Below are 14140 nucleotides of genomic sequence, written 5' to 3' on the forward strand. Positions count from 1 at the left end.
CACCAATGAAGCCACCATCACCCTGCACGTTCAGGGTGATGGCAACCTCCTGGTACTAGCTTTGTGGCCTGATCAGGCTGCGCTGCAGCGCGGCATTCTTCAGTTGACTGTGGAAACTGCTGGCAGTTTGCGCAGGGGCGGCCTGTTCTTGCGGCTGTTGAGGCTGCTCTTGGCGCTCGGGAGCCTGCCATGGCTGGGTCAAGCCATCGACGCTGGTGCCAAACAACGATGGGTCGCTGAGTAGGCCATCGGCGGTCAAGTCGACACGCTGTTGCCGACCCAGAATCCAGGTCATGTCCAATTCACTGTCGAACTGGCTGTCGAGCACCTGTTGGTGAACAAACTGGCCAGGCACCTGATAAGCCTCGTCGATGTCGCTGAGCAACCCTGCCGACGCCGGTAGCAGCACCTTGCTGCCGTCCGACTCACGGGCGATGAAGGCGTTGAGCCTGCTATCGCGTTGCACCACGGGGCTGATGAACACCACCGGATCGATATCCTTGAGCAGTGGCTGATATTGACCCGCCGGATCCCGGTCGTCTTCGTGGTGGAATGGACCATCTTTGGGCGCTGGAATAAAGGGCGCCGTGATATCCAGGGTAATCACCAGTTCGGCAGGGTCCGTGGCTCCGGCCAGGTCACTCAAGGTGTAGGTAAAGACATCGCTGAGCACCTGGCCCAATCCTGCGGCAGCCAGGACTTCGTTGTTGGTCAGGTCGATGCTGTAGGTGTAGCTGCCGTCGGCATTGAGTACCAAGGTGCCGTAGCGTCCGACCAGTGGTTGGCCCAGCGTCCCGGCCGTGCCGCTGGCGTTTTCCGCACCGGTGCGGATCGCCACGACCTGCAGGCTGTCGCCACCGTCGACATCGCTGTCATTGGGCAGCACGTTGCCGCTGGTCTGCGGGGCAGGGACCTGGTCGCTGGCCACATTGCTGTCGTTGACGGCCAGAGGGTTGTCGTTGGCGCCTTGAATCAACAGGTTCAGGCGTGCAGTGGATTCTGCTCCGGCGGTATCACGCATGCGGTAGGTGAAGGTTTCACGCAGGGTTTCACCTGCCGTGCGCAAGGCTTGAACCGTTGGATTGTTGTTGTCCAGCACGTACTGGTATGTGCCGTCGGCGTTAAGCGTGAGGCTGCCGTAGCGGCCCACCAGCACCTGGCCTGCGCTTGAAGTGTTGCCGGTTTCGCTGCTGGCGCTGACCACCTGCTTGGTTTCGCCATTGGCTACACTGTCGACGTCGGTGTCGTTATCCAGCACATTGCCTTGCGGATTGACCCCGGGCGTGCCGTTGAAAATACCACCGGCTTCCACCGCCGTGGCGTTATCGTCTACGGCTACAGGTGTGTCGTTACGCCCGTCAATGGTGATCACCAACTGCGCGGTGTCATCGGCAAGATAGGGGTCTTCGACTGTATAGGTGAAGGTTTCAGTCAGGGTCTGGCCGCTGATACGCAGTGCTTGGACGGCCGCCAGGCTGTTATCGAGCACATAGGTCCAGTTGCCATTGCTGTTAAGGGTCAGGTTACCGTAGAGGCCGCGCAAGCTGGTGCCCACTGCGCCGCTGGTACCTGTGCCTGACTCTGTTCCGGTACGCACGCCGGTTACGGTTAGCACGCCGTTTTCCAAGTCGGTGTCGTTGCTTAGCACATTGCCGCTCGGGTTGACCCCGGCTGTGCCGTTGTTGACGCCGCCTGCCTCAATGGCCGTGGCGCTGTCATCAACACCCACTGGTGGATCGTTGCGACCGATAATCAGAATCGACAATTGCGCAGGGTCGCTCAACACGCCATCGTCGGTCGCGGTGTAGGTGAAGTAGTCGTAGAGCGTATCGAGCAGGTTGAGTGCCAGTACATCCGGGTTGGTCTTGTCCAGCACATACTGGTAGCTGCCGTCGGCATTGAGTACCAGGCTGCCGTATTGCCCCACCAGAACGCTGCCGACCGTGCCAGCAGTACCGCTGCCTGCTTCCTGGCCGGTGCGGATCGCGGTAACGGTCAGGTTGTCGCCAGCGTCGACATCGGTGTCATTGGTCAGCACGTTGCCGCTTGGGTCGATAAACCGGCCGTCGCCATTGTCGGCTACCGCGATACCCAGGTCATTGGCCGCCACCGGGGTGTCCCAGGCGCCTTCAATGGTGATCAGTAGTTGGGCGATATCTTGTGCGCCAGCCGTATCGTGCATGCGGTAGCTAAAGGCTTCGCGCAGGGTGTCGCCAGGCTTGAGGGCTTGCACTGCGGCCAGACTATTATTGACCACGTAGCTGTAGTCACCATTGGCACGGACGGTCAGGGTGCCATATTGGCCGACGATCGATTGGATGGCACCGACGCTGGTAAAGCTACCTCCGGCGACCTCCAGACCGGTGCGAATCCCATCGAGGGTTTTGCTATCACCGCTGTCGACATCAGTGTCATTGGCCAGCAGGTTACCGGTTGGATTGGTGCCCGGCGTACCATTGTTGACGCCACCGGCTTCAGTCGCTGTATTGGTATCGTTGACTGCTACAGGGTTGTCGTTGCGGCCTGAAATGGTGATTGTCAGTACTGCGCTGCTGGTTGCGCCGGCCAAATCGCGGATGGTGTAGGTAAAGCTTTCGCTCAGTTTGTTGGCATTGGTGCGCAGCGCCTGGACCAGTGGGTTGTTGTTATCGACGGTGTAGGTGAAGCTGCCGTCGCTGTTGAGCGTCAGGCTGCCGTAGCTGCCAGAGAACGCACTGCCAATACTGCCGCCAGCAACGGCTGAAACAGTGAGCGTTTCGCCGTAGCGGTCGACGTCTGTGTCATTGCTCAGCACATTGCCGCTTGGGTTGACGCCTGGTGTCGTGTTGTTCAGTCCGCCTGCTTCAACCGCTGCGGCGCTGTCATTATTGGCAACCGGGGTATCGTTACTGCCTTGAATGGTAATGGTTAATACTGCTGTATCGGTTGCGCCAGCTGTATCAATGACAGTGTAGTTGAAGCTGTCGGTCAGGCTGTTGCCTGCACGCAGGGCCTGGACCGCCGCCATGGAGTTGTCCAGCCGGTAACGATACTCGCCATCCTCGCCGATGGTCAACCAGCCATAGGTGCCGCGCAGTTCTACGTCCAGGGTGCCGGCAGTGCCCGCGCCTTCGGTTGCGCCGGTACGCACTGAATCAACAGCCTTGGTCTCGCCATTGGCGACGCTGTCGACATCGGCGTCATTGTCCAGCACGTTGCCCACGGGGTTAACACCGCCGGTTGCATTGTTGACGCCGCCAGCTTCAATCGCAGATGCGGTGTCGTTGTCGGCAACCGGGTTATCGTTCTGGCCACGAATCACCACGATGATTTCAGCGCTATCGCTGAGTCCACCGGGGTCTGTCACTGTATAGGTGAAGCGCTCTATCAGGGTGTCGCTCGGTTGGCGCAAAGCCTGTACCGCTGCCAGGCTATTGTCGACCACATAGCTGTAGCTGCCATCTTCGTTCATGGTCAACTGGCCGTATAGGCCCTGCAGTGCCTGGCCGACGATGCCAGAGGTACCGCTTGCGGTTTCCGCGCCGGTCCGAATTGCAGTAACGGTAAGAGGGTCACCATCGGGGTCTTCGGCCGAGATATTGTCTGCGGGGTTGACCCCGGGAGTTGTATTGTTGACACCACCAGCTTCGGTTGCCAATGCCACACCATTGTTTGCCAGGGGCACGTTATTGGCGCCGGTGACAGTGATCACAAGCTGCGCGGTATCGGTCAATCCTGCCGTATCAGTGATTTGATAGGTCACGACCACATCAAGGGTCTGGCCAAGCGCCAGGGCGACTATCTCTGGATGGTCGCTGTTGACGTCAAAACTGAATGAGCCGTCTGGGTTGATTGTCAGTTCACCGTAGGACTCATTGCTGGCATTGGTCAGTGGCGTGCCTGTTGAGTCTTGGGCGTACAGGGTGTCGAGCGTGGTGCCAGTCGTCACTGCACCCAATGCGCCGCCAGCAACCTCGGTGCCATTGCGGATGCCGGTAACGGTCAGGTTGGTGTTGGGGCGGTCAGCACTGTCGACATCCTGGTCGATACCGTTGCCACCGGGCAGGCCTGTGTTGTCAGGACGGCTAGGGAAGGTAATGACATTGCCGGTTGGGTTGACTTCATTACCGTCGTCATCAACCTCACTGGCTTGCGCCTGGGCATGGTCATCGCTGGCAACCGGGTTGTCGTAGTTGCCTTGGATGACGATGGTCAGGTTGGCCAGATCATTCAAACCCAGTGCATCGGTCACCTGATAGCTGAACTCATCGCTCAGGGTGTCATTCGGGCCGAGGCGCTGTACGGCGATGTTGTCGTTATCAATTACATAGCTGTACTCGCCATCGGAAAAGATCGTCAAGGTGCCGTAGGTGCCATCAATGCTGATGGACCCGCCTGGAGGCACGATTAGCGGTGTGCCGATTTCATCTTTAGGCACATTGCGGATAGCGGTTACGCTTTTGCTTTCGCCATAGTCTACCGGGTCGCCAGCGCCGCCATCGACATCGGTGTCGTTGTCGAGCACGTTACCGGTTGCGTCCTGGCCTGGAACTGGGAAACCGCTCGGTGGAGTGTCGCCAGGATTGCCGACATCGGTATTGTTGACGCCACCTTGTTCGATGGCCAGGCCGTTATCGTCTACGCCTACTGGTGTGTCGTTGGCGCCCTCTATGGTCAGGGTCAGCAGCGCGGAGGAGTTGGCAGTCGCCAGCGGTACACCGCTGTCGCTGATCTCATAGCTGAAGGTTTCACTCAGGGTTTGGCCGCTCAGGCGCAGGGCCTGGACTTCAGGGTTGTCATTGTCGACAACATATTCATAGGCGCCGCTGCTATCGACAAACAGGCTACCGTAATTGCCTTCGATTTCAACGGTGCCAGTCGCAGGGACGGGGACGGTCGTACCATTGAAAGTGACCGAAACCAGGATGAGGTTTTCGGTATCCGGATTGGTAATCAGGTCGACGTCGGTGTCGTTGTCGGTCAGGTTGCCGGTGGGGTTTACGCCCGGGGTCTGGTTGTCCCGGCCACCTGCTTCGACGGCGGTTGCTTCATCGTTTACTGCCGTCGGTGGGTCATTGACCGGAGCCACCACGATCAGCAGTGAGTCCTGATCGGTGCGAGCGTCAGTTGATTCGCCGGGGATGCCATTGCCGTCGAAATCACCGAAGTTGCCCAGGTCATCGGTCAGTACGGTCAGGGTGTCGTTACCATTGAAGTTGGCGTTGCCCAGGTAGTTGAGGCTGGCCAGCGCCGCATTGATATCGGCGATACGACCGACCAGCACCACTGAGTTGCTGTTGCTGCCAGTGACAGTCACACCCGTGGTGGCGCCGGTGAAAAACAGGGTGCCTTGGGTGACGCTCAAGGTCACCTGGATTGCCCGGTCGGTGATATCCGGGTCGCGCTCGGCATCGACGTCACTGACAGATATGCCTGAAATGGCCAGGGCGATATCTTCCTGGGCATTCTGGGTGCCGGGAAGGCTGTTGACCGGTGCGTCGTTGATTTCGACATAGCCCGAATCGGCGTTCTGGCTGTCAGCTTCGCCGAGAGTGATATTAACCTGGCCAAGGGTGCTGCCATCGGTGTCGATGCGAATGCGCATGTCGCCAAAGGCGACGATACCGTTGACCTCGGTAGGCGCGTCGATGCGATACAAGCCCGAAGGCAATACGCCAAAGATGAATTGGCCATTGGCATCGGTGGTTGCGGTAAAGGTCGCATCGTCGGTATTGCCGAAAATGCCATCATTGCCAGCCCAGGTCAGGGTTACATCCTGGCCAGCAATGCCCGGGCCATCTGGTGTAATGGAGCCGTCGGCCGAGCTGGTATCGTTCCACAGGGTTCCGCTGATGATGCCCAGGCCCGCGGCCTCCACCAGCTGATAGTTGTTGAGCACCGCGTCGTTATCCGGGCCAACGCCGTCAGCGCTGGTGCGCTCGCCATCGGCGCTACCATCGGCGCCGACAGTGCTGCCGCCCCAGGTAGTGAAGGTTTCCGGCAGGCTGCTCCAGGTGAGGCTGGCGTTGGTGTTGGCAACAATGGCGTCGTTGGGCACATCGACGGTGTAGACCACGCTGATCTGGCTGCCCACATCAACCTGGCTGAAGTCCACACTGAGCCCCCCGGCGGTGCTGAAGCTGATGCCATCCGCAGGCAGATCAGCGGCCGCGTAAGTGGTGCCGCCAACAGTGATGCTGACCAGTTGATAGTTGCTGCCCGTTGGAAAACTGTCGCTCAAGTTGACGTCATAGGCGGGCAGTTCGCCGCTCTGGTTAAAGCCGATGGTCACTGTTGCGGTGCCGCTGCTATCGCCGACATTGGGGTCAAAGTTGGTGACTGTTTTGTCCAGGCCACTAAAGCCGCCTTCGACAATACGCTCAAACAGAGTGTCGCTGGTGGCACGCAATGCGCCGTCTACACGGTCCTGAACAAATACGCCTAGCTGATCCCCGGCCTGGTTGCTGACCTGGTTATTTACCCGGGCGCTGAACTCAACAATGATCCCTTCGAGGTTGTCATCGTTGCTGTCATCACCTGCGGCGCCTGCACCGTTAGTGACGTTGCCAAAGTTGATGGTAATGACCTGGCGCCCATTGGCATCGGTAGTGACTGTTACATAATCGGGATTGAGCACCCCGGTCGGCCCCGCGCCAGACAAGTCCGGGGTGATAAACAGGGCTTCGGGGGAGTTCTCGTCGCCATCAATGGCCAGCACACCGCTAGTGATCAAGTCGCTCAGGTCGGTTACCAGGCCACCATTGGAGACGAAGGCCACGCGCATGCTGGCGAGGTCGGCCAGCGTCAGCCCGGCATCCAGGGTGATGCTGATCGAGTAGTTGGGGTTTTCACCTTCTGGAATCAGTGCGGCAGCGCGGTAGCGAACCAACTCGCCGACCGCGACATTTTCGACTTCGGCATTGGTCGGGTTCGGCGCAGTGGTGTCATCCAGACCGCCTACACGGGAAATCCTGATGCCCTGAGCAACCGGAATCACCAAGGTACTTTCGAGGCGGTAATCGTTGAGGGCGCCGCTATTGAGCAGGCCGTCCACGCCTGTACGTTCGTCGCTGTTGACCCCATCGATACTGGTCCATTGCACTTGGGCCTGGTTGTCAAAGTCCGGAACCGAGGCGCCACTGGCATTGACTACGCCGCTGACATTGATCGCAATACTGCCACCCTTGGCGATATCGATATTGCCGGTGTTGACCAGCGTGCGGGTCACTGGGTCCAAGCTGAAACTGCTGGTGATGTCGGTGCTTACACCATTGACCGTATAGATCACGCTGGTCAGTGTCAGGTTATCAAGTTCAGTGGGAAGGGTGTCGCTGAAATCGATATCGAAGGCATCAAAGTCCGTTGCGCTGTTGCCATTGCTGATGGTGATGGTGAAGTCGACGGGGTCATCCTGGTCAAAGCCGAAGTCAGTCGGGGTGTTGATGGTTTGGCTGATTTGCAGCGTCGGTTCTCGCACTGTGATTGTCGGTTTATCACCGGTGAGCGTGACAATGCGGTTGATGCCATCGGCCGGATCAGTGCTGTTTGGGGTGTCGCCGTCGGTGTCGTTGTAGGTGAGCGTCGCGTCATTTTGCAGAACCTTATTGGCCTGGTTGCTGCTGACATCGGTGGCGATCAAGCGCACGCGAATCACAAACTTGTTGTTGTCGGTGTTGTTGTCGCCATTGACCGAGGAGATGCTGAACACGAAGTTTGCATCACCGCCATCGGTGCCTGTTGTATTGAGCTGGCTGATGTTTACCGTGCCGCCGAAGTCCAGGGTGAGATAGCCTCCGGCGGTAGTGATCAATTGATAGCCACTGCCGCTGTAACTGGTGTCCAGGCGCATGCCGGGTGGAATCAGGTCGTTGATGTTGAGTGACTGGGTGACACCTTCAGGCAGGGTGACAATGATGTCGTAGAGCATGCTTTCGCCCACGACCAGGTCAGCGCCTGTGGTGTGGCTGGCGCTCGAATCTGAGTTATCAAGGCTGCCACCGGCAAATCCCTTGCTGATCTCGGGGGCTGCCACTTGTTGCGCTGCGGTATCACTGAGCACGCCGCTGTCGAGGAAATTCGCGCCGCCTTCAATGCTGGCGTAGTTGAGCAACGTGCCGGTGCTTTCAAGTGTTGCGCTGGCGTTGATGTTGCCCGCAACCACAGTGTCGTAGGTGATGACAATCAGGTTGGCGCCACTGTTATCGGCGGCTGTCCCCGGACGACCCGCGAGGAGAGCGCCAACCCCGGCATTGTCAACAAAGGTAATGGTATTGGTGGCGTTGTCGACGGTGAAGTCGACCCCGGCGATCAGTTGTGAGCCATCACCGCGGAAAATCAGCAGGTTGGCGCTGGACAAGCTTCCGCCGACGAAAGACAGGCCAGGTGGCAGGGTGATCTGGGTGCTGACATCAAAGGCATTGCCGCCGCCGGTATTCTCGATTGCAGTGGCCAGGCGAATGGTGTCGCTGGCGTCAATATCGGTGACGTTGCCTTCAATCGCATTGATATCGGTAACGCTGCCGGTGAACGGGGCGCCGCCGGTGCCGGGGGCGTTCCAGCCGCCGGTGGTGCCGGTGACTGTACCGTTGCTCGAGGAAACCACGCCGTGGGTGATGCTCAGGTCTGGTTCGGCGACCGAGGCAATAAGGGTGACATCATCCGAAGACAGGATTTCGGTCTTGTCGAGGGTTGTGGTTTGGCTCGATTCGGCCAACACGTTGAATGAGCGCTGGTCAGCAAAGGGTTGATCGCTGACCGTGAGGGTGAAATCAATTTGGATGGTGCTGCCGTCAGTGCCGCTGTTGACGTAGTCGTCGAAGGTAAAGATCAACGAGTTGCCCGGGCCGATAGTGACCGAGCTTGGGCTGTTGGGGTTGGTATTGTCAGTGCCGAGCTGCCAGATGGTGCTGGCATCGAGACCGGTCAGGTCGAACAGCGGCAATGGCAGGTAGGCGGTGAGGGTGAAGTTTTCGTAGTCCCCGGTTACCAGGTCATAGGTCAGGCTGAACGTGACTTCATCGCCTGGGCGCAATTCGGTGCCTGGCGGCGGGGCGCCATTGCCATTCAGGTCGGCAAGTTCGATATCAATGGTACTGGTTGGAATGGTGCTGGTGGTACTTGAGGAGTCCGATTGGTCTTCACCCGTGAGGTTGACCTCGTCTTCCATTATGGTCGCGGTAACGGTCGCATTGTTGCCGAATGAGTCGCCCTCGTTGATCTCACTGTGGGGGGCGCCTGCGGGGGGCGTATAGCTTTGGCCAATCACCGCCTGGTAGCTGAGCACCGCTGTGCTGGCGCCCTGCAGGATGTCATCAAAGGCCAGGTCACCGTTGATCCACTGGTGATTGGGATAGTAGTTCTCAATCGAGGCGGCGATATCGAACACCAGCGAGGTGGTGCCGTCCGGGTTTACAACCTGAGTGAAGACGACCGGGATTTGATAGTCGACACCATCGATATTGGCGGAGATCGTCAACGTGCCATCGACCAGTGTCTGGCCGTCGCTCAGGGTGTCGGTAATGACAAAGCTGCCCTGGTTGAGCAGGGTTTTACCAAAGGCGAAATAGTCAGAGACATTGATGTTGATGACGTAGTTGAGGGTGTCGCCCGGGCTCAGTCCGGCGCTGCCGATATCGGTCTGCAGGCTGACTTGTTTTTCCAGGGTGATCGACTTGGCCACTATGCTGGTCGCAAATCCATCGCCGCTGAAGGCAATGGTATCGCCCGGGTTGGCAACGTCGCGCGGGTCAAGCGGTTGCCATTGGCCAGTAGCCGTGGGCGGTCCGAAGGTAATAGTGGTGTCATCGCCGGTTATCGGGTTGATCACCGGATTGCCGTCGACATCGGCGTCAGGCACGAAGAAATCGACATTGGTCGTTACAGGCGCCGAGAAGTCGCTGTAGGCGACCGTAAACGACTGGATATAGACGTCGTTGGTCTGGTCGGCATCGTTATTGCGAGCAAATACCGCATTGATCAATGTCGGGTTGCTGATGGTGTCGCCGTTGTACAGGGTAATCGAGGTGAGGGTGCCGTTGGCCCCCGGTGTTATCTGGGTGATGATCACATCGTCGGGAACCGGTTGGGTGATCTCCAGGTCGGTGATGGTCTGCGAGGTTGCCGGGCTCACCGTAATTTGCAGTTCGCGGCCATAGTTGGGGCCGGTCGCGGTTTCGCCCTCGGGCGCTATGATCTGTTGATCGAATGTGATGACCGTTGGGTGTATCACATAGCTGGTGGAGCCGGTCTGAACCAGGCTTGGGTCAACGCTTGGGTTATTCAGTGCATCGTTGCCGTATTGGAAACCGCTGCGCGCGCGAATAGTCAAATCAGGGCTTGCTGCCGAAGACGAGAAATCGGTGTCGGCTAGATCACTCAGGGTCGCTGTAACCTGGATGCCAATATTGGGCTGGCCCTGGCTGACGCTGGCAAAGGGTAATTCCAGCACCACCATCTGGTCACCGGCGCGCATCCCGTAGGCGGCGGCGTTCACGACCAGTGGCTGGCCATCAGCGCCGACGGCCAAGGGGTGGACTGCCTGGCCATTGGCATCAAAGGTAATGACGTGAGCGACCAGTGCCTGGCCTTGGTAGCTGGCTGAAACGAAGCTGATACCGTCATCAATCTCCGCGCCGGCGCCATCGATACCTGTTGTAGGCAGGAACACATCGACAAAGGGGGCGTAGCCGGACTGGGATGAGGTGTTGGAGAAGTTCAGGGTAAAGGTGAAGTTGCTGCCCAGTTGCACATCGGTCCCTGTGCCTGCCGCAGATAGCGTAGGCGCCGCGTCGGCCAGCAAGCCAGAAAAGCCGTCGATGGTTGCAGTGCTAAGGGCAATTGATTTATCAATATCGCCATCGCGCACTTCCAGTTCCCAGTCGCCACCTGCGGCCTTATTGCCGGTGTCGTCGTTGGATGCCCCGACATCAGCGCCCGTCCAGCGGGCCAGTTCAGCGACCAGGGTTTTGCCAACCTCGCCAGCGCCAATCCGGCAGCCGTAGAGTTGAATGTCCGCACCGGCGCTGAGGTTATTGCTCCATTGCGCGAAGCGACTGCCAAGTTGATCGATATTGTCACTCGACACGGTCGTGCTGCCCAAGGTGAACTGGCCAGCGGCGCCGTGGGAGAGGATTTGTACAGAGTCCACCTGGCCCATGGTTTCAAGGGCTTTTTCAATGGCGGCAATGCCGTCTTGTTGAGTGTCGACAATAATGGCCTTGACACCTTGTGGCAGCTGCTGGGAGAGCTGCTGGCTATTCTCAAGGCGACTGTCGATCACCAGCAATGCGCGTGCTGCCGAGGTAGGTGGCGGGGCAGAGCGGGCTGCCTCGACGGGAGTTGCAGGAATGTGGCTGTTGTCTTGGCCATCGGGGGCAGAATTTGCCGAGGTGTCAGTAGTGTGTTGCTCTGTGGCAACTGCTGCTGCACCGTCGAACAGAATCCTCGGCTCCAATGCCAGCGTACGGTTGCTGGGCTTAAAGGGATTACCGTTGCGACCACCGGTATAGGCTTTCGACATTGCTATGGCTCCATGCGCATGAATAGACCGTTAATAAAGCGTAGCTGGTTCTTTCGTCCTCGTGGTGCGAAAAAACAAATTTAGCCCCGAGCTAAAGCGGTATAAGGCTGATAGAAACAATCCAGCAACTGGTTATTTCAATCAAAAAACCCGGCGTAATCCATACGCCGGGTTCTTGGGGAAACTGCCTATTTGTGTGCGAAAGTTTATTCGTCCATCGCACCCATGGCCGTGGTGTTGAAGCCACCGTCGACATACATGATTTCACCGCTTACGCCTGAGGCCAGGTCAGAGCAGAGGAACGCGCCAGCGTTACCAACCTCTTCGATGGTGACATTGCGGCGCAATGGTGTTTGCTTTTCGTTGGCGGCCAGCATCTTGCGGAAGCTCTTGATTCCCGAGGCTGCCAGCGTACGGATTGGACCGGCCGAGATGGCATTTACGCGGGTGCCTTCAGGGCCCAGGCTACCAGCCAGGTAACGAACACCGGCTTCGAGGCTGGCCTTGGCCATACCCATTACGTTGTAGTTAGGCATTGTGCGCTCGGCGCCCAGGTACGACAGGGTCAGCAGGCTGCCATTGCGGCCTTTCATCAGCTCGCGCCCAGCCTTGGCCAAGGCTACGAAGCTGTAGGCACTGATGTCGTGGGCAATGCGGAAGCCTTCGCGGGTGGTGACATCCGTGAAGTCGCCATCGAGCTGGTCGCCCGGAGCGAAGCCGACCGAGTGAACAATGCAGTCAAGACCGTCCCACTTTTTGCCTAAGGCTTCAAATACAGAAACGATTTCATCATCATTGGCCACGTCGCACGGGAAGCACAGGTCAGCGCTTGAACCCCACTCAGCGGCAAAGCCTTCAACCCGGCCCTTGAGTTTTTCGTTCTGATAGGTGAACGCCAGTTCGGCACCCTCACGGTGCATGGCTGCAGCAATGCCTGAGGCAATGGAGAGTTTGCTGGCAACGCCAACGATCAGTACGCGCTTACCGGTTAGAAAACCCATGTGTTGTTCCTCTTCCTATCTACAAGGATTAGTCAGCTTTTGCTGGCGCCAAGAAGGCTGCCTCCAGCAGTTGCTGAGTATAAATATGCTGCGGTGCGGCAAATATCGCCTCTGCCGGACCCTGTTCAACCACTTGACCTTGCTTGACCACCATTAAATGGTGGCTTATTGCCCGAACAACGGCCAGGTCGTGGCTGATGAACAGGTAGGTCAGGTTGTACTTGGCCTGCAACGACCGCAACAACTCGATAACTTGACGCTGAACGGTGCGGTCGAGCGCCGAAGTGGGCTCATCCAGCAGTATCAGCGCCGGTTTAAGTACCAGTGCCCGGGCAATGGCAATACGTTGCCGCTGTCCGCCTGAAAACTCATGAGGGTAGCGATGCCGGGATTCCGGATCGAGGTCTACCTCTTTGAGCGCATCAATCACAGCCTGTTCCTGCTCGGCTGCGCTACCCATGTTGTGAATGTCCAGCCCTTCACCGATGATTTGGCCAACCGACATACGCGGGCTCAGGCTACCGAAGGGGTCCTGGAACACCACCTGCATCTGTCGCCGTAGCGGCCGCACTTCCTTTTGCGAAAGACCATCTACCGCCTGGCCCTGGAAGCGTATCGCGCCCTGGCTCCCAAGCAAGCGCAGGATCGCCAGGCCGAGCGTGGATTTACCGGAACCACTTTCGCCAACGATGCCCAGGGTCTGACCCTGGGGCAGGCTGAAGTTGATGCCGTCCACCGCTTTTACATAATCAACTGTGCGGCGCATGAGTCCTTTTTTAATCGGGAACCACACGCGCAGGTCGTCAACTTCCAGTATTGGTTCGCCTGGCGGGTTATCGACCGGGTCACCGCTGGGCTCCGCACCAAGCAGCTCCTGAGTATAGGAATGCTGTGGCGCAGTGAACAAATCTTCACATGACGCCTGTTCGACGATCATTCCGCGCTGCATGACACATACCCGGTTGGCAATTCTTCTAACCAGGTTCAAGTCGTGGCTGATCAGCAGTAGCGACATGCCCAGGCGCGCTTGCAAATCCTTGAGCAATTCAAGGATCTTCAGCTGCACCGTGACGTCGAGCGCAGTGGTGGGCTCATCGGCAATCAACAGTTCTGGCTCGTTGGCCAGTGCCATGGCGATCATCACGCGTTGGCGCTGACCGCCCGACAATTCATGGGGGTAGGCCTTGAGCCGCTTGCGTGGCTCAGGGATGCCCACCAGGTCGAGCAGTTCCAGGGTGCGCGCGGTCGCCGCCTTGCCGCTGAGCCCTTTGTGCAAGGCGAGCACTTCGTTGATCTGTTTTTCGATACTGTGCAGCGGGTTGAGCGAGGTCATGGGCTCTTGAAACACCATGGCGATGCGGTTGCCACGGATGCCGCGGAGCTTTTTCTCGTTCATGCTCAGCAGGTCTTCACCCTTGTAGCAAATGGTGCCGCTTGGGTGCTGGGCAATCGGGTAGGGCAGCAAGCGCAGGATGGAGTGCGCGGTGACCGACTTGCCAGAGCCGCTTTCACCCACCAGCGCCAGGGTTTCGCCACGACGGATGTCAAAGTTGATGTTTTCCACCACGCGCTGGCGGTTGTCACCGGTGACGAATTCAACGGCCAGGTCGCGTACTTCGATGAGGTTGTCAGTGTCGTTCAT

Annotated in this window: 3 protein-coding genes; all 3 read right to left on the reverse strand. The window is 58.3% G+C overall.

Annotated features, from left to right (window positions below; genetic code table 11):
* Positions 1-55: 55 nt before the first annotated feature.
* On the reverse strand, positions 56-11497 hold the full coding sequence (locus CHB79_RS04025; protein WP_089358959.1) for a VCBS domain-containing protein: 11442 nt from the start codon (positions 11495-11497) through the stop codon (positions 56-58).
* 206 nt (positions 11498-11703) lie between these two features.
* Positions 11704-12498, reverse strand: a complete 795-nt coding sequence (gene fabI / locus CHB79_RS04030) for an enoyl-ACP reductase FabI (RefSeq protein ID WP_010483422.1) — start codon at positions 12496-12498, stop codon at positions 11704-11706.
* 28 nt (positions 12499-12526) lie between these two features.
* Positions 12527-14140 carry an ABC transporter ATP-binding protein gene (locus CHB79_RS04035; protein WP_089358960.1) on the reverse strand — a complete coding sequence of 538 codons (1614 nt, stop codon included), beginning with the start codon at positions 14138-14140 and terminating at the stop codon, positions 12527-12529.

This window comes from Pseudomonas segetis (genome assembly GCF_900188155.1).
Classification (GTDB): domain Bacteria; phylum Pseudomonadota; class Gammaproteobacteria; order Pseudomonadales; family Pseudomonadaceae; genus Aquipseudomonas; species Aquipseudomonas segetis.